This window comes from Kordia sp. E, from assembly GCF_056033805.1.
Window position 1 is genome coordinate 80546 of the sequence record NZ_JBRASR010000002.1, and the last position, 17676, is coordinate 98221.

A 17676-nucleotide genomic window follows, 5' to 3' on the forward strand; every position below is an offset into this window, starting at 1 on the left:
TTTTCTTGATATTAATTACCAACACCACTATTTCTTACTGTGGTTACTGTTCCTCTTTTCGTTCTAGGATCATCATCACCATCTATTACGATACGTGTATAAAAAACACAATCAATATCTCCATCTGATGTTTGTATTAAAACGTCACAAGTCCATAAATTGTAGAATTTAGGAGTTCCTGTTGTTAGTTTGTATCGAACATCAATCCATCTTCCATTTTTAATTTCTCCAACAGATGTCTTAATAGGTACTAAATTAACCAAATCAGTAACATCCAATCTTAAGTTTTCACTTTCTTCGGGAATATATGCCTGTATGACCATTTTATAATCTCCGTCAATTTTTTCATCTAAGTACGATGTTTCAAATACAGATACTAATGGTGTTAAGCAAAAAGAAGGATCTGTTTGTCTTATTTTTTGATTGTCTATTTGATTAAACTTTGGTTTGTTTTTGATTTCCATTGTGTGAATTGATTGTAGTTTATATGTTCATGAAAGGTATGAAATATTAACAACTTTTTTTAAGTGTTTATTTGAGCGAATTCCCTTATAAGTATTGGTTTTCTAGATATATTTTAACTTAAAAAACAATGTTTCTACGCTTATCAATCATTTTTCCGCACTCGTAATTATAAACGGAACGCTTATACGATTCTCGTCATTCTCTTGCTGAATTTTTAGCAGTTTTGAAGTATCAAAAAAATAGTTGTAGTCACTTATTTTTTTGTGAGGCGTTACCTGAAAAGCCTATTAATAATAGAGTAAGGAGAAAACTTAAAATTTAAAAATTATGGGAATTAAAATTAAAAACGAAACGGCCACAGAGATTTACTATTCTAATGAGACGGGTCAATTAAATGGTTCTGGATCGCTTGAGCCAGGACAGGAAACAGGAGAAATAGCTGATTTAAATGCTGAAATTGGTTACTTTGAGTCAGTAGGTCAAGAACCAGTACCTGGCGGGTTTTTTGGAGCATTTACTCCAGGTAAAGATAACAATTTTAGTGTATTTACAGTTATTGGAGGCGTAACTAAAACTAAGTTATAAGAGTAGCCTCTAAATTATTAAAAGAGAAGTGTAAAAGCTTCTCTTTTGTTCGTTTTTATGAAAAAGGCGTTACCTGAAAAGCCTATTAATAATAGAGTAAGGAAAAACTTAAAATTTAAAATTATGTCAATTGTAATTAAAAATAATACAGATCAAAATCTTAGCTACCAAACATTTAACCCTAATACTGCTGGATCAGGAACACTTAAACCAGGTCAAAAAGCAACATTGAAAGAACCTGCAGATTTAGATTGTGGTTCTGATTATGACACTAATCCAATTCAAATTAGTGCACGTTTTAGAGCAGAAGAAGATTCAGAATATATAATCAACGGTGTTGGTGTTATCTCATAATTATTTTCTATGATAAAAGAGAAGTATAATACTTCTCTTTTACTTGTTTAATCTAACAACTCTTTACTTTGAAAACTACTGAATCCATTTTTTTAGAAATTCCAAATATTCCCAAGCTACAAATGCACATTAAACCGCAAGACGATTGGATTATTTCTGGATATTTGAAACGACACAAATTTTGGGAATATTACAATACATGTATTTTACATGAATTATTGCAAAAAGGCGATTGCTGTATTGATATTGGCGCCAATTTAGGATATTTTTCTTTGATTGCTGCTGAAAGTACTGGCGAACATGGAACCGTAATTTCCTTTGAACCAGAAGCTTCTAATTATGCGTTATTGACTGAAAATATTAATTGTAATAATTTTCAAGATCGTATTCATACACATGATGTTGGTATTAGTTTTCAATATGAAGAACGCTTGTTGTTTATGTCTGACCATAATCATGGTGGACATCAGTTTGATTTTCCAACGCTAGATACACAAACTGCATCAGGTAAGTTGTGCAAAAATGTTCGCTTGGACGATTTTATGCATGAAAATTACCCTAAACAAAAAGTCAATTTCATTAAAATGGACGTACAAGGATATGAAACAAAGGCATTAAAAGGAATGGCCAATGTTATTGAGCAGAACAAAGAACATTTGGTCATGCTTATTGAATATTCGCCAACCTTATTACAAAATTTTGATAATGAACAATTGGGTTTAACAGCTTTTCACGAGTTTCTGGAAGCAAATTGTTCACATATGTATTTGGTACATCAATATGTTGATGAAGCTAAAAACCCTATTATTTCCTCTATTTCCTTATCTCAAATTAAAGCACAAATTCCACAATTGGAAAAAGCAACGCAAACTAGCGGTTTAGATGCTTGTTTGGATCTTTTATTACTCTTTTCAGAAGATGGACACACTTCTTTTTTAAACAAATTATCTTAATTATGAAACGAGCATGTTAAAAGCATTATCATTAAAGGGAATGATTAATAGCGAACAACATGTGACCATTAAAAAATAATACATATAAACACATGAAAACACAAAAACCACGAATATTAATTTTAGGAGACGCAGTAGCTACTACTGGATTTGCAAAAGTTATTTACGAAATATTTTTTCCTTTAAAAGACGAATACGAATTGTTTCAACTTGGCACTAACTATTTTGGCGATCCGCATGAATGGCCTTGGAAAATTTTTCCTGCAAATACAGGGAAATATAGCACAGGAGAACAAAGACTTGCAGATTTGGTTAAAGGTATTAAACCTGATTTAGTATTTATGCTGCAAGATCCTTGGGTACAGATTAAGTATTTAGAAATTATGAAACATTTCCCCGATATTCCAACAGTTGTGTATGCTTCTTTTAATTCTGGAAATATTGAAGCTTCATTACCAGCAAAATTACAAACAGCTAATCGTTTTGTGGTGTATACCGAATTTGCGAAGACTGCCTTAAAAGAAGCGCTTTCTTCTCATGACTCTATTAGTTTCCCCGCTATTGAGGTAATTCCCCATGGAGTTGACTCAGTCACATTTTCGCCTTTAGCATCAGATAGAACAACCGCTAAGAAGTTAGCGCGACAAGAATTGTATCCTGATGAAAATCATGCACTGCAAAACGGTTTTATAGTATTGAACGCCAATAGAAATCAGCCACGAAAACGTATTGACACAACTATGGAAGGTTTTCATTTGTTTTCTAAAGACAAGAAAGACGAAACCTTTTTACACTTACATATGGGCTTGAAAGATATTGGTTGGGATATTCAGAATTTAGCAAAACGTTATCAATTGGAAGATCAGTTAGTGTTTTCTACAGAAAGTCCTAGAGCTCCCAAGTTTACAGAAACTACCTTGAATACTATTTTTAATGCTGCCGATGTTGGTATTAATACAACTTCAAGTGAAGGTTGGGGATTGTTGAGTTTTGAACAAGCTGCTGCTGGTTTAGCACAAGTTGTTCCAAATCATACCAGTGGAAAGGAGTTATGGAATGAATCAGCATGTTTGCTAGAACCCTCTATTACGTTGGTGAATCCGCATTCAAGTATTAATGAACATATTATTCGTCCAGAAACAGTTGCGGAATCTTTAGAAAAATTGTGGAACGATATGAATTATTTGAAACGTGTAGAAGAAGCTTGTTATCAGAATGCGTTACAAGATAAGTATGATTGGAAACGAATTTCGAGTCAATGGAAAACTATTTTTGAGGAAGAATTAGCAGGCGTTTTGGTTACTGATTGTTAGTTGTGTCGCTTTGTTGATTTGTTTTCTTTAGGACTGAATTTTCAATACTAAACTAATGTTTCAATACTTTTTATTTCGCGTTAGCGCTGGAGCAATTGTTGGAGCTCTTTTGAAAGCTATCATTCCTCTGCAGGAATGACAGTTTTCAAAAAGCGACTTGCGACATAGCGACCACAAAAGCACACTGAGTTTTCTCGAAGTGTGCTTTTGTGGTAACGCCCAAATTTATATATTAAATATTTACATTTTCAATGATTGCCGCATAGCCTTGTCCAACACCAATACACATGGTAATTAGTGCGTAACGCTTTCCAGTTTCCTGTAATTGCAATGCCGCAGAATAGGCAATACGCGCACCTGTAACTCCCAATGGATGACCAATTGCAATAGCTCCACCATTAGGATTGAGTCGCGCATCATCATCAGCTAATCCCCATTCGCGAATGCAGGCTAAACTTTGTGCTGCAAAAGCTTCATTAAGTTCAATAACATCCATATCATCCATCGTTAAACCTGCTTTTTCCAATGCTTTGTTGGAAGCTTTTACAGGTCCAATTCCCATGATACGTGGTTCTACACCAACAACTGCCGAACTAACGATTCGCGCCATTGGTTTTAGATTGTATTTTTTAACTGCTGCTTCAGAAGCTACAATTGTTGCCGCTGCACCATCGTTTAAACCTGAAGCATTTCCTGCAGTTACGCTTCCTCCTTCTTTTTTGAAGGCTGCTCTTAGTTTTGCTAAGATTTCAGGTGTTGTCGTTGGTTTTATAAATTCATCTTGATTGAAGATGATTGGGTCTTTTTTACGCTGTGGAATTTCTACAGCTACGATTTCTTTGGCTAATCGTCCAGATTTTTGTGCTGCTGTTGCTTTCATTTGACTTCTGTATGCAAATGCATCTTGATCTTCACGAGAGATGTTGTATTTTTCTACTAGATTTTCAGCAGTTTGCCCCATTCCGTCAGTTCCATAAGCTGCGTGCATTTTTGGATTGATAAATCGCCATCCGAAACTTGTATCATACATTTTTGCATCTGTTCCAAAAGCGCTTGAAGGTTTTGCAATTGCATATGGTCCACGTGTCATGTTCTCCGTTCCACCAGCAATGAATAGATCGCCATCACCAGCTTTGATAGCACGATTGGCGTGAATGATAGCAGATAATCCAGAACTACATAATCTGTTTACTGTTTCACCAGGAACCGTGTATGGTAATCCAGCAAGTAGTAATGACATACGTGCTACATTACGGTTGTCTTCTCCTGCTTGATTTGCACATCCGATGATAACATCGTCATACGCGTCTTTTGGAATGTTTGGATTACGATCTGTAACTTCTTTGATGACTAAAGCTCCTAAATCATCAACACGTGTAGTTGCCAATGTTCCTTTGAATTTTCCTATTGGAGTTCGAACTCCATCTATGATGTATGCTTCCATTTTGTAAATATTGAATATCGAATGTTGAATACTAAATGTTGAAGTTTTATTTTCTACATCTATTCAAAATTCTTCATTTTTATATTGTTGTTTACTTCACTTCAAAATTCGTTATTTTTCTGTTCAGTATTTGTTATTTTATTCTTCCCAATCTTTTTTCGTTCTGTATACAACTCCTTTGAAGAGTGCAATGAGTTCATCACCACGTTTAACTTCAATGATGTTGAAACCCAGTTTGTTTTTCACTTTTTCTATGACTGATTCGGCAACGATGAAATCACCTTCTTCTAATGCTTCAATATGATTGATAGATGTTTCAATGGAAACCGCATATTTCCCATGTGTGTTTGCAGCAAAACCAAAAGCAGTGTCTGCCAATGAGTAACTGATTCCACCATGTGCCTTTCCCATACTGTTGAGCATGTCTTTTTTGACCGTTAACCCAACTTTACATCTTCCTATTTCACATTCTAATATCTCGATTCCAAGCCATGTACTGAACGGATCGAGGCTAAGCATTTTATGTGGTATTTTTTCTCCTTTAATAGGCATTTGTATTTTAGGTATTAGGGATTAGTATTTTTACTGGAAGCACTAGTTATCCATTTTAAACATTTGTACTTTTTCTTTCTTTTATTCTTCTTCTTAATGAAGGCATCATTTTTGTCAACTCAGAAATTAACTTTCTATTTTCTTCATCTTCCTCAAAGTTAATATAGTTTCTTCTTTTTGATTTGGTACTGCAACTTACACATTCATTTGCGCTGTAAATAGCATGATTTAAATGTTTCACAAACTGTGCATCTGAACCTGGATAACCTTCCGCTATATTTAACGCAATGGAATCGGCAGCTCTTCTAAATTGTGATGATAAAGCATAAAGTTCATGATTTGGGAATTTCTTAACCAATTCATTGACTAATTCACCAAAATCCATAGCTTTTTGATAAACTTTTAAATCTTCAAATTTAAATTGGTATTTACTTTCTTTACTCATGCCTAATTCCTATTGCCTATTCCCTAGTTAAAGAACGTTTTCCCTTGTCGATTCAGTTTTCTCAATAACGGTGAACAACGATATCTGTCTTCATGGTATTCGTCGTACAATTTGTCTAAAGTTTTCACACACCAATCAATTCCTTTTTCATCTGCCCAAGCTAATAATCCTTTTGGATAGTTTACACCTTTAGTCATTGCATTGTCGATATCTTCTGCGGAAGCGATATTTAAGAATAAAGCATCAGCAGCTTCATTGATTAACATGACTAATACACGATCGAATATTTGTTGTGATAACTCACTGTTATGAGATTCTGAATCAAGTTCAGAATGACGTGTGATAACTTTACCATTTTCATCATAGTCATAATATCCTTTTCCTGTTTTTCTTCCTAAGTAACCAGCTTCTGACAATCGTTTTTGCGTAAATGAAGGTTTGTATCTTGAATCGAAATAGAATGCTGTAAAAACCGTTTCTGTTACGGTATAATTTACATCGTTTCCAATGAAATCCATTAGTTGAAATGGTCCCATACGGAATCCACCAAGTGTTCGTAATGCTTTGTCAATCGTTGCAAAATCAGCCAAACCTTCTTCGTAGATTCGTAACGATTCTCCATAGAAAGGTCGTGCTACTCTGTTTACAATGAAACCTGGCGTATCTTTTGCCACAGCAACCACTTTTTTCCAATCGGCAATGGTTTGTATTGCTTTGTCTAATACTACTTTTGATGTTTGAATTGCAGGAATTACCTCAACTAATTTCATCAACGGTGCTGGATTGAAGAAATGAATTCCAATACAACGTTCAGGCTTTTGTAATGCCGAAGCAATAGAAGCTATTGATAACGATGAAGTGTTTGAGGCTATAATTGCATTATCAGAAAGATAGGTTTCTAACTCTACAAATACTTTTTGCTTGATGTCTAAGTTTTCAATGATCGCTTCAATTGTTAAATCAGAATCACCTAATGCTTTGAGTGAATCTACATAAGAAATATTTCCTTGAATTCTATTTTTCTCGGCTTCGTCAATACGTCCTTTTTGAATGAGGCGATTTAATATTTTTTCTAAAGCAGCTTTACTTTTGTCTAAAGCGGCTTGTTTTGTATCGTACAGTTTTACTATGCATCCAGCGGTTGCTGCAACTTGTGCAATTCCGCTTCCCATAGTTCCTGATCCTATTATTCCTACTTTCATAATGTTTGAATATCGAATATCGAATACAAAATATTTAATGATGAAGTTTAAATTTTAGTTTGATTCACCAATTTTGTTATTTGATACTCACAAGTTATTGTTTTTACTTTTTGAGGTTCGAATACTTGATACAAAAATTGCGATGAGTTCATTATTCTCTTTTATCAATCTTTCTAATTCTTCTGTATCAGAAATACTTTGTATTCCTTTTTGAATTTTTAAATTTACTAAAGATTCTCGTAGCTCTTTTAAACACAACTTCATCTTATGTTGAAAATCTCTAGAAGATTCTGCGCCTTGAGCTTCTCCATAATTCAATGCTGCAGATGTAGATGAACGAATTATTTGTTTTACTAAGTGTTCTGACGCAAAGTTTTTTGCTGTTTTTTGACAGATTTTTATAATATCAATAGAAAATTGAATTAAACGTTGCTCTATATCGTACTTTTTATTTTCCACTTTTTAAAACTTCAACATTCAGTATTAGTTATTCTTTATTCAATATTTACTTCCCTTTGAAGTTTGGTTTTCTTTTTTCTACAAATGAAGCAACTCCTTCGCGGTAATCTTCTGATTCACTCGCTTCTATTTGATGTTTTGACTCTAACGCTAGTTGTGATTCTAAATCGTTACTTAATGATTGATTTAATACTTTTTTCGTCAAACCTAATGCTTTTGTTGGCATCTTTGCTAACTTTTCTGCTAGAGCAGTTACGTCTTCTTTGAAAGTTTCTAACGGTAATACTTTGTATAGCATCCCTAAACGTTCTGCTTCTACTGCACCAACTTTATCTCCTAACATCATAAGTGCAGAAGCTTTTTGGAATCCGATTAGTCGTGGTAAGAAGAATGTTCCAGCACTATCTGGAATTAACCCAATTTTACTAAACGCCTGAATGAAGCTTACTTTTTCATGTGCTACTACAATATCACACGCAAGTGCAATATTTGCTCCAGCACCAGCTGCAACACCATTTACAGCACCAACAATTGGTTTTTCAATGCTACGAATTCGCTTAATGATTGGATTGTAATGTTCTTCTAGTATTTTTTTGAACCCTGGATTGAGTTCTGGATGTGTTACTTCTTTTAAGTCTTGACCAGCACAAAATGCTTTTCCTTCTCCTGTAAGAACAATAGCTCTTACTTCTTCATTTTGCTCACATTGATCTAACGTATCTTGTAAACGCAATGCCATTTCACGATTGAAACTGTTGAATACTTCTGGTCGATTTAGCGTTACATACGCTACATTGTTTTCAATTTTTAGTTCAATTGAATTGTTACTCATACCTTATTTTTTTATTTCTATTATAAATAGAGATTCCCGCTTTCGCAGGAATTATCATTTTAAACATTTAAAGTAGTCAAACGGTTCTAAACAGTCTTCGCATTTGAATAATGCTTTGCATGCTGTGGAACCAAATTGACTGACTAGTTTTGTATTGGATGAATTACAGTTTGTACATTTTACAATTCGCTTGTCGCCTAGCAATGCTTCTTTATCTGCATCAGCGTTTAACGGCGGTGCAATTCCGTATTCTCGAAGTGCATTTCGTCCTCTTTCAGTAATCCAATCGGTTGTCCAAGCTGGTACTAGAACTAGTTTCACTTTGGATTCGTAACCGTTTTCTTGAAGTACTTTTGTAATATCATCACCAATAACATCCATTGCTGGACAGCCAGAATATGTTGGTGTAATGCTGACCTCAACAATTCCATTGTTCAATATTGCAGTTCGTACAACGCCCATATCCATGATAGACAGTACAGGAATTTCTGGATCCGATACTTTTTCTAGTATTGGAATCAGCACTTCATCTATATGTTGGTTGGTTGCGATCATAATTAATATTGAATAATCAATAAAGAATATCAAATAATGAAGTTTTTTAATTCTTCTAAATTTTCACTTCTGTATTAATAATTTGACATTCTGTATTCGTTATTCTTTTACCATTTCATATTTGGATATGCTCTTTGCATGTATTGCATATCAGCAAGCAAATAGCCCATGTGTTCTGTATGAATTCCTACTTTTCCTCCTTTTTGGAAGTATTTTGATTCTGGAACTTGAATTGTTGCTTCTTCTAATAATGCTGTTACTTTTTCGTAATACACATCTTTTAGTGCTGAAACATCTACACCAATTCCTTCTTTAGCCATTATTTCTGAATCTTCCGTAACTTGAAATAATTCGTTTGTATATGTCCAAAGACCATCAATTGCATTTTGCACTTTTTCATGACTGATTTCTGTTCCATCACCTAAACGCTTAATCCAATCACCTGTGAAACGTACATGATACAAAACTTCTTTGATCGATTTTTTTGCAATTGCACTTAGGATAGCATCTTGACTAAATTGTAATTTTTCTAGTACTAGTAAGTGATAAACATCAAATAGATATTGCCTTGCTATTGTATAAGCAAAATCACGATTTGGTTGTTCTACCAATAATACATTTTTGTATTCACGTTCATTACGTAAGAATGCAATACTATCTTCCGTTGCTTCTTCACCTTTGATTTCGGCAGCATATTGAAAATAACTACGCGTTTGTCCAAATAAATCTAACGAAATGTTTGTACATGCAATATCAGTTTCTAAGCTTGGTCCGTGACCACACAATTCTCCTAATCGTTGACCAGCTATTAAGCAATTGTCAGCAAGTTCGAGTATGTAGTTGTATAAGTTTGTTTTCATATTTATTGCCCACGAAAGTGGGTAACTTTTAAAATGATACTTTGTTATTTGATAATGAGATTCCCACCTGCGTGGGAATAACGCAAAGCGTTACATATGCTTAATTTCGTCTGGCAACGTATAAAATGTTGGATGACGATATACTTTGTCTTGTGCTGGTTCAAATAATTCACCATTATTTTCAGGATTTGAAGCAGTGATATCTTTCGATTCTACAACCCAAATACTTACACCTTCACTTCTACGTGTGTATACATCTCTTGCATTTTCTAATGCCATTTCTGCATCAGCAGCGTGCAAACTTCCAAAGTGTCTGTGTTCTAATCCGTTTTTACTTCTGACGAATATTTCCCAAAGAGGCCAATTTTTTTCCATATCTTTTATAGTATTGAGTTGTGAGTATTTAGAATTGAGATTCCAGCTTTTCACCACTTGTTACTTTTTATTTTTATACTGCTTTCGCAGAATTTTCTTTTTTTGCTTGTTTTTTCTCGGCATGTGCCATTGCTGCATCACGAACCCATTCTCCTTCTTCCCACGCACCAACTCGTGCATTCATACGTTCTTTGTTACAAGGTCCATGTCCTTTTACTACTTGCCAAAATTCATCCCAATCAATTTCTCCGAAATCGTAATGACCAGTTTCTTCATTCCATTTTAAGTCTGGATCTGGAACTGTTATTCCTAAAATATCTGCTTGTGGAACTGTTTGATCAATAAATTGTTGACGTAATTCATCGTTCGTTTTACGTTTTAGTTTCCACTTCATTGATTGTTCTGTATGCACAGATTCTGAATCTACTGGTCCTAGCATCATTAATGATGGCCACCACCAACGATTTAGTGCATCTTGTGCCATTTCTTTTTGTTCTGGCGTTCCGTTACACAATTTCATCATGATTTCGAATCCTTGACGTTGGTGAAAACTTTCTTCTTTACATACACGAATCATTGCTCTTGCATATGGTCCGTAAGAAGTATTGCATAATGGTACTTGATTGATAATCGCTGCACCATCTACCAACCAACCAATTGCGCCCATGTCTGCCCAAGTTACCGTTGGGTAATTGAATATACTTGAATACTTTGCTTTTCCAGAGTGTAATTGTTCGTACAATTCGTCACGAGAAATTCCTAAAGTTTCACAAGCGCTGTATAAGTATAAACCATGTCCGGCTTCATCTTGTACTTTTGCCAATAATGCTACTTTTCTTCGTAGTGAAGGCGCTCTGGAAATCCAGTTTCCTTCAGGTAACATTCCTACGATTTCAGAATGTGCGTGTTGCGATATTTGTCTGATGTGTGTTTTCCTGTATTTTTCGGGCATCCAATCTTTTGGCTCAATTTTTTCGTCATTTGCAATACGCTGCTCAAAAATTTCATTAAGATTTTTTAATTGTGCTTCACTCATGATACTAGGTTTTAATGTTTTTTGACTTTTTGATTTCAATTGATGATTTCAAACTGTCTTTTTCTTTTTTAGTTTCTCATTTTCATGAGAACTACGGCGTTAGGGATTACTCATTGATTTTGATTTTATTAAATCGGAAATCGTGAATATTCATTTGAACAATCTGTCTGAGCTCTTTTGTGAGATGGATTCCTGCCTCTGCAGGAATGACAACTTACAAAAAGCGAGTTGTGATAGCCCGACCACTTTTTTTAGTGGGAACGCTCTAAATTATTTATATTATACATCAAAGTCTACTACGACTTTTTCTGTTGTTGGCACTGCTTGACATGATAATACTAATCCGCTGGCTAGTTCGTCTTCTAGTAATGCATAATTGATTTTCATTTCCACTGAACCTTCCAATACTCTACATTTACAAGTACTACAAACGCCTCCTTTGCAGGCAAATGGCAAATCGGCTCCTGCAGCTAATGCACCATCTAATATGTTATCATATTCGTCTTCCATGATGAAGTGAAATTGTTTCCCACCATCAACGATTGTTACATCTGTTCCGTCTACTTTTTGCTCTAGTATTTGTGCTATTTGAGCATTTGATGCTGCTTTGTCACCTGAAAAGAATAATTCGTAGTGAATGTTTTCTTTTGGCAATCCGGCTGCTTCTAGCTCATCTCTGATTAGGAAGATCATTTCTTCTGGTCCACAAATGAAGCAATCAGCTGTATCTTTTATATCGATGAACGTTTTTGTCAATGTTTGAATTTTCTCTGTTGTAAAACGTCCATTTAAGAATTCAATATCACGTTGCTCTTTCGTTAGAAAATAGAAAACATTAAATCGCTCTAAGTATTTGTTTTTCAGCTGTTCTATTTCTTCTTTAAAGATAATAGATTTTACAGTGCGATTCAAATAGAAGAGTTTGAATGTACTTTCTGGCTCTAATGCTAGATGCGTTTTTATGATGGATAACATTGGTGTGATTCCGCTTCCTGCGGCAAATGCAATGTAGTTTTTCTTTCCATTAGGATCAACTTCAACATAAAAGCGGCCAGCGGGCACCATAAGTTCAAGTGTATCTCCTGCTTTTAATTCTGTGTTTGCGTAGGTTGAAAATATTCCACCAGGAATTTGCTTTACGGCAACTTTCCACTGGTTGTCAACTGGACTTGAACATAACGAATAGGATCTACGAACGTCTTCATCGTTGATCATTTTTCGTAAAGTTAGGTATTGCCCTTGTATATATTGAAATTCTTCCTGAAGGTTTTCAGGAATATTGAATGTGATTACCGTACAATCTGAAGTTTCTTTGTGTACTTCAGCTACTTCGATTTCATGAAACTTTGCCATGCAGTTTTTATAGTTGTTTCCACAAAACTAACAATTGTTAGTTTGACTTGCAACTAATTTTTTGTTAAATATTACAAGTCAACTGATTACCAAAGAAAAAGAGCACTGAATAGCGCTCTTTTAGTATTTAAAATTATCTGTATTGACTTAGCATGTCCGATCACATGTTAACCCATTACACGTATAACCCTCACAGGTTAGGCATGTTACTTCTGGTATACAAGAATTACTTCCAGGTGGTGTAGGCGGTCCGCCAGCAACAATAGTGTTAAGATTTGAGATCATACTCTTTTTGAATCTTAACTTGTTCATAGATTTCGTTTTCATTATGGTAGGTTTTTAAAAGATTTGTGATCATCAATCTACGAATTATATGTTACAAAACTTTAATGCTTTACATTAGTACTTCTAATGCAAACTGCTTGTTTTTTCCTACAAATTTTATTATTTTATAAAGTAACTCCTTTTAAAAGAACATTACTTAATGAAGCTACTAGACCTTGTTCATCGAGATCTTCTTTTTTTGGAATCCAAAGATACAAGGAACGTAATGTGGAAAGAATAGAAAATAGTATGATTTCGGGTTTTACTTCTTTTAATTCGCCTTTTGCGATTCCTTCTTTTAAGATTTGACGAAAACTTTCTTCGTAGTTTCTTCGCAATGTTAGGTAGTAATCAATTTTTTCTTCTAGGTGCATCCAATCATTATTCATGGTTGCCATTTTGGAAGGGTTTTTCATGGTAATATGAACATGCAATCCTATAATTTGTTCTAGTTTTTCGATGGTTGTGAGTTCTGCAACAACAATTTTTGCCATTCCTTGCGTAAAGTCTTCTCCAATAGCAATGATGATCTCTGAAAGTATTTGTTGCTTGGATTGAATATGATTATATAGACTTGCTGCTTTTATTCCCATAGCTTGCGCTATGTCGCGCATTGTTACTGCACTATATCCTTTTTTCTTGAAAAGCATTTCAGCAATGCGTACAATTTCTTCTTTTCGAGTTTCAAGTTTTTGTGTCATGATTTTGCCCTTAAAGTTTGTGAAGATACATATTTTATAAAATACGTTGAATTTCTACATTTTATTGCTCGAATATTTTATGTTTTAATAGTTTTGTTAAAAATTACTCCATGAATCAGCATATTGAAACAAACCCATTGTTGGATAGACTTCCTCCACATTTACAACAATATATTAAACCGCAGAATTATGACGATTATACAGCTGTTAACCAAGCAGTTTGGCGTTACGTGATGCGTAAGAGTGTTTCTTATCTGAGTACTGTTGCTCACGATTCGTATTTGGATGGTTTGGAAAAAACAGGAATTTCTATTGATGATATTCCAAGTATGTACGGAATGAATCGAATTTTGAAAGAAATCGGTTGGGCAGCTGTTGCTGTTGATGGTTTTATTCCTCCAAACGCTTTTATGGAGTTTCAAGCGTATAAAGTATTGGTGATTGCTAGTGATATTCGTCAATTAGAGCATATTTCATATACACCAGCGCCAGATATTATTCATGAAGCTGCTGGACATGCGCCAATTATTGCCAATCCTGATTATGCAGAGTATTTAAGACGTTTTGGAGAGATTGGAGCCAAAGCCATTTTATCCGCACATGATAATGATATGTATGAAGCCGTTCGTAAGCTTTCTATTGTGAAAGAAGCGCCTGGAAGTACAGATATTGAAATAGAATCTGCCGAAAATCGTGTAAACGAGTTACAAGCCAAGAAAGTAGAATTGTCTGAAATGGCAATGATTAGAAATTTACATTGGTGGACAGTTGAATATGGTTTGATTGGCACTACGGAGAATCCGAAAATTTATGGAGCAGGTTTACTTTCTTCTATTGGCGAAAGCAAATGGTGCATGACAGATGAAGTACGGAAGATTCAATATTCCGTTGATGCAGCATACCAAGAGTTTGATATTACACAACCGCAACCACAATTGTATGTTACTCCAGATTTTTCATATTTGATGCAAGTTTTGGAAGAGTTCACCACAACAATGGCATTACGAAAAGGTGGGTTTAGAGGTTTGCGAAAGTTAATTGAATCTAAAAAGATCGGAACTATTGAATTGAGTACTGGTTTGCAAGTTTCTGGAATTTTTACTGAAATGATTACCAATGAAGATAATGAAGTTGTGTTTTTTAGAACAGAAGGACCAACAGCTTTATCTAATCGAGAAAAAGAATTAATTGGTCATGGTGTATTGACACATCCGCATGGTTTTAGTTCTCCTTTAGGAAAATTGAAAGGAATTAATTTGGCAATTGAAGATATGAGTCCAAGAGACTTAAAAGCATATAATTTTTATGATGGAGAACGTATTGCGTTTGAATATGAAAGTGGAATTAAAGTAGAAGGATTAAACGTAACTGGAATTCGAAATATTAATGGAAAGTTGATTTTAATTCAGTTTACCGATTGTACTGTTACGTATAAAGATGAAGTTCTTTTTAAACCTGAATACGGAACATTCGATTTAGCTTTGGGTAAAAATATTGTTTCCGCGTATGCTGGCGCTGCTGATTATAGATCGTTTGACACCACACATTTTATATCTGAAACGCAAACTGTAAAGATAGAAACTTCTCAAGCAGCTCAAGAACTGGAAGCTTTGTATGCAAAAGTTCGTGAGTTTAGAGCTGGAAAGGATAAAGTCATTTCGCTAGAAACTATTTTTGAAAAACTTTTCAATGAACATCCAGAAGATTGGCTTTTATTAGTTGAATTGTATGAGTTAACAGCTAAGAATATTAGCCTACAAACTAAAATATTAGAACGCTTACAAGCTATTCAAACGGAACGACCAGAAGTTGCAGAACTAGTTACGGATGGAATTGATTTGGTAGCTACTAAATAGCATAGTTATTATTGTTATTGTTTCTTTTTATTATACTGAATTACTGAGATAATTCCAGAAATGATTATTGTAGCTAAACCACCAATAAGAATTTCATAACCATATGGCCAATGTTGAATTCGAAATAGATATCCGATAATCAAGGCAATCATTCCTAGATAGTATAAAACTGTTGTGTATTTTATTTTCATGAACTCAAAATACAAAAAAAACGAACCGAAGCTCGTTTTTTTTATATCCTAATTAATTTTCAATCGTTAGCAAAGAGCAATCGTATCTGTATTTACCTGATATGTATTTGGCACACATCCGCTAACTTGTGTATGCCAACAGTTTTTAACCGATTTAAAACAAATATTTCCTCCTTGAATAGGTTTTGATTTAAAACAAATTTGAATCGTATTTATACTTCCACCAACAATATTTTCTGATGCATGAAGGCTAGAAATTGATTTTTTGTTTAATGTCAAGTTTTTTAAATGTTTCTTTTTCATAATAACTATATTTTGAGTTTATATATATTAGGGTTAAAACTTAAAATTCATTACCCATTATTTACAAAAAAAGCGAACCGAAGTCCGCTTAATTACATATAGATATGATTATCATTACTAAAAATAGCATATTATCTACGTCTAATAATATCACACCAACAATCTGTATGATTTAAAGTATCTGTATGACATGGCACAACCATTGTTCCCGGATTACCAATTGGCAATGCTGTTGTTGGACTTGCAGGATTAGCAACTAATCCACCTACTAATGATGAAATTGACTTTTTGTTAAGCGCTAAGCTTTTTAAATTCTGTTTTTTCATAATATCTGTTTTAAGATTATATGTAGTAGGGTTTATTTTTAAAATTCATTACCCAACAAAAAGAAAAAGTCATAAAAAAAGCGAACCGAAGTTCGCTTTTTGATAATTTAGTATGCAATTATTCCTAAACTATTCAAGTTTGAAAATTTTTCTTTTTCATAACATTCCTTTATAGTATTAATGTTTAGGGCAGAAACAATCTGTTACCGTTACATTGCACCAACAAGATCCAAACAATCCTGTACAAAACACACTATTTCCTCCTTTTATATTTGAAGCTTGATTCAATGTTGACACTGAATTTTTGTTCAATTTTAAGTTTTTAATTCCTTTTTTCTTCATGATTATATTTTTATGGTTTGTTATTCTAAAAATACACGAAATAGAAAACCATCAAGTACGGATAAACCTTACTTAACTCAAAATTAACACCTTACACCCATTTATTTGGAACTTTTACAAAATGAATTGTAACTAAAGTTATCCTGTTTTTTTATTTACAAACTAAAAAAAAGCAAACCGAAGTTTGCTTTTCATTTTTACTACCAAAAAGTTACGTTTAACAAAGTGCAACTGTATCAGTGTTTACCTGATATGTATTTGGCACAGTGCATCCAACAACTTCTGTATGCCAACATTCGTTATTCTTCGTTTTAAAACAAAGATTTCCTCCATGATAAGGCTTTGACTTAAGACAAACTACTATAGTGTTTGCATAATCTCCTTCTCCACCAACTATGTTTTCTAATGCTGTAAGTTTAGAAATTGATTTTTTGTTTAATGCTAAATTTTTTAAATGTTGTTTTTTCATGATAAATATATTTTTAAGTTATATACTACAAGGTAAAATCAAGAATTAATTACCCCATTATTTTAAATAAGAAAAATGAACTAACATTCACTTTTAGAAATAGTTCTACTAAGGAACCTGACAACAACCAGTTCCTCTTTGACAAGGTGACCTACAGGTACCAACTTTTTTGTCATAAATTGGATCTTCATTCGGGTCTGTAACGCCTCCAAAGAGCTGATAGATGATATTCTTTTTTAATTCTAATTTTTGTAAATGTTGTTTTTTCATGATTCTATCTTTAAAGATTAATTAATCACAATTAACCATAATAAAAAAGATAAAAAAAGATAGTGTAGTGACGCTTTATAAAATGTCAGATGTAGATAGAAAGTAAGAATA

Annotated in this window: 25 protein-coding genes; 5 read left to right on the forward strand and 20 right to left on the reverse strand. The window is 33.8% G+C overall.

Going from position 1 to position 17676, the window contains the following annotated elements:
• Positions 1-11 precede the first annotated feature (11 nt).
• On the reverse strand, positions 12-464 hold the full coding sequence (locus ACUUYC_RS03090) for a hypothetical protein (protein ID WP_474263730.1): 453 nt from the start codon (positions 462-464) through the stop codon (positions 12-14).
• Between the two features lie 328 nt (positions 465-792).
• On the opposite strand from ACUUYC_RS03090, the gene ACUUYC_RS03095 reads away from it, so the two are divergent.
• The 4 genes from ACUUYC_RS03095 to ACUUYC_RS03110 all read left to right on the forward strand — a co-directional run bounded on the left by ACUUYC_RS03095 (position 793) and on the right by ACUUYC_RS03110 (position 3670).
• Positions 793-1050: a hypothetical protein gene (locus ACUUYC_RS03095; protein WP_474263732.1), complete on the forward strand. Its 258-nt coding sequence runs from the start codon at positions 793-795 to the stop codon at positions 1048-1050.
• 123 nt (positions 1051-1173) lie between these two features.
• Positions 1174-1404 carry a hypothetical protein gene (locus ACUUYC_RS03100; RefSeq protein ID WP_474263734.1) on the forward strand — a complete coding sequence of 77 codons (231 nt, stop codon included), beginning with the start codon at positions 1174-1176 and terminating at the stop codon, positions 1402-1404.
• Between the two features lie 68 nt (positions 1405-1472).
• Entirely contained in the window at positions 1473-2357 is an 885-nt protein-coding gene (locus ACUUYC_RS03105) for an FkbM family methyltransferase (protein ID WP_474263736.1), read from the forward strand.
• Between the two features lie 92 nt (positions 2358-2449).
• Positions 2450-3670 (forward strand): glycosyltransferase family protein, encoded by a 1221-nt coding sequence (locus ACUUYC_RS03110; RefSeq protein WP_474263738.1) that lies wholly within the window; start codon positions 2450-2452, stop codon positions 3668-3670.
• 232 nt (positions 3671-3902) lie between these two features.
• Here ACUUYC_RS03110 and pcaF read toward each other — a convergent pair whose 3' ends face one another.
• From pcaF to ACUUYC_RS03175, 13 genes are all read right to left on the reverse strand, one after another.
• Positions 3903-5114: a 3-oxoadipyl-CoA thiolase gene (gene pcaF / locus ACUUYC_RS03115; RefSeq protein WP_474263740.1), complete on the reverse strand. Its 1212-nt coding sequence runs from the start codon at positions 5112-5114 to the stop codon at positions 3903-3905.
• 138 nt (positions 5115-5252) lie between these two features.
• On the reverse strand, positions 5253-5666 hold the full coding sequence (locus ACUUYC_RS03120; protein WP_474263742.1) for a PaaI family thioesterase: 414 nt from the start codon (positions 5664-5666) through the stop codon (positions 5253-5255).
• A 55-nt stretch (positions 5667-5721) separates the two neighbouring features.
• Positions 5722-6111 carry a four helix bundle protein gene (locus ACUUYC_RS03125; RefSeq protein ID WP_474263744.1) on the reverse strand — a complete coding sequence of 130 codons (390 nt, stop codon included), beginning with the start codon at positions 6109-6111 and terminating at the stop codon, positions 5722-5724.
• Positions 6112-6134: 23 nt separating this feature from the next.
• Positions 6135-7313 carry a 3-hydroxyacyl-CoA dehydrogenase NAD-binding domain-containing protein gene (locus tag ACUUYC_RS03130; RefSeq protein ID WP_474263746.1) on the reverse strand — a complete coding sequence of 393 codons (1179 nt, stop codon included), beginning with the start codon at positions 7311-7313 and terminating at the stop codon, positions 6135-6137.
• An 87-nt stretch (positions 7314-7400) separates the two neighbouring features.
• Positions 7401-7772 carry a four helix bundle protein gene (locus ACUUYC_RS03135; RefSeq protein WP_474263748.1) on the reverse strand — a complete coding sequence of 124 codons (372 nt, stop codon included), beginning with the start codon at positions 7770-7772 and terminating at the stop codon, positions 7401-7403.
• A 46-nt stretch (positions 7773-7818) separates the two neighbouring features.
• Positions 7819-8604, reverse strand: coding sequence for an enoyl-CoA hydratase-related protein (locus tag ACUUYC_RS03140; RefSeq protein WP_474263750.1), 786 nt, complete (start codon positions 8602-8604; stop codon positions 7819-7821).
• 54 nt (positions 8605-8658) lie between these two features.
• Positions 8659-9159 carry a 1,2-phenylacetyl-CoA epoxidase subunit PaaD gene (gene paaD, locus ACUUYC_RS03145; RefSeq protein ID WP_474263752.1) on the reverse strand — a complete coding sequence of 167 codons (501 nt, stop codon included), beginning with the start codon at positions 9157-9159 and terminating at the stop codon, positions 8659-8661.
• A gap of 107 nt (positions 9160-9266) precedes the next feature.
• Positions 9267-10019 (reverse strand): 1,2-phenylacetyl-CoA epoxidase subunit PaaC, encoded by a 753-nt coding sequence (gene paaC / locus ACUUYC_RS03150; protein WP_474263755.1) that lies wholly within the window; start codon positions 10017-10019, stop codon positions 9267-9269.
• 90 nt (positions 10020-10109) lie between these two features.
• Positions 10110-10394: a 1,2-phenylacetyl-CoA epoxidase subunit PaaB gene (paaB, locus tag ACUUYC_RS03155; protein ID WP_431367483.1), complete on the reverse strand. Its 285-nt coding sequence runs from the start codon at positions 10392-10394 to the stop codon at positions 10110-10112.
• A 73-nt stretch (positions 10395-10467) separates the two neighbouring features.
• Positions 10468-11430, reverse strand: a complete 963-nt coding sequence (paaA, locus tag ACUUYC_RS03160; protein WP_474263757.1) for a 1,2-phenylacetyl-CoA epoxidase subunit PaaA — start codon at positions 11428-11430, stop codon at positions 10468-10470.
• A gap of 279 nt (positions 11431-11709) precedes the next feature.
• Complete coding sequence (gene paaE / locus ACUUYC_RS03165) at positions 11710-12783, reverse strand: 1,2-phenylacetyl-CoA epoxidase subunit PaaE (RefSeq protein WP_474263759.1); 1074 nt, start codon at positions 12781-12783, stop codon at positions 11710-11712.
• A gap of 147 nt (positions 12784-12930) precedes the next feature.
• On the reverse strand, positions 12931-13095 hold the full coding sequence (locus ACUUYC_RS03170; protein WP_474263761.1) for a hypothetical protein: 165 nt from the start codon (positions 13093-13095) through the stop codon (positions 12931-12933).
• Between the two features lie 137 nt (positions 13096-13232).
• Complete coding sequence (locus tag ACUUYC_RS03175) at positions 13233-13808, reverse strand: TetR/AcrR family transcriptional regulator (RefSeq protein WP_474263763.1); 576 nt, start codon at positions 13806-13808, stop codon at positions 13233-13235.
• Positions 13809-13918: 110 nt separating this feature from the next.
• Here ACUUYC_RS03175 and ACUUYC_RS03180 point away from each other — a divergent pair, with 110 nt between their 5' ends.
• The gene (locus ACUUYC_RS03180; RefSeq protein WP_474263765.1) at positions 13919-15664 is read left to right on the forward strand and encodes an aromatic amino acid hydroxylase; all 1746 of its coding nucleotides are present in this window, start codon (positions 13919-13921) and stop codon (positions 15662-15664) included.
• 14 nt (positions 15665-15678) lie between these two features.
• Here ACUUYC_RS03180 and ACUUYC_RS03185 read toward each other — a convergent pair whose 3' ends face one another.
• The 6 genes from ACUUYC_RS03185 to ACUUYC_RS03210 form a co-directional block, all read right to left on the reverse strand.
• Positions 15679-15855: a GldL-related protein gene (locus ACUUYC_RS03185; protein ID WP_474263767.1), complete on the reverse strand. Its 177-nt coding sequence runs from the start codon at positions 15853-15855 to the stop codon at positions 15679-15681.
• A gap of 66 nt (positions 15856-15921) precedes the next feature.
• Positions 15922-16158: a hypothetical protein gene (locus ACUUYC_RS03190; RefSeq protein ID WP_474263769.1), complete on the reverse strand. Its 237-nt coding sequence runs from the start codon at positions 16156-16158 to the stop codon at positions 15922-15924.
• Between the two features lie 131 nt (positions 16159-16289).
• The gene (locus ACUUYC_RS03195) at positions 16290-16484 is read right to left on the reverse strand and encodes a hypothetical protein (RefSeq protein ID WP_474263771.1); all 195 of its coding nucleotides are present in this window, start codon (positions 16482-16484) and stop codon (positions 16290-16292) included.
• 177 nt (positions 16485-16661) lie between these two features.
• Positions 16662-16826, reverse strand: a complete 165-nt coding sequence (locus ACUUYC_RS03200) for a hypothetical protein (RefSeq protein ID WP_474263773.1) — start codon at positions 16824-16826, stop codon at positions 16662-16664.
• A 217-nt stretch (positions 16827-17043) separates the two neighbouring features.
• On the reverse strand, positions 17044-17295 hold the full coding sequence (locus ACUUYC_RS03205) for a hypothetical protein (protein WP_474263775.1): 252 nt from the start codon (positions 17293-17295) through the stop codon (positions 17044-17046).
• Between the two features lie 108 nt (positions 17296-17403).
• Entirely contained in the window at positions 17404-17565 is a 162-nt protein-coding gene (locus ACUUYC_RS03210; RefSeq protein WP_474263777.1) for a hypothetical protein, read from the reverse strand.
• Positions 17566-17676 lie beyond the last annotated feature (111 nt).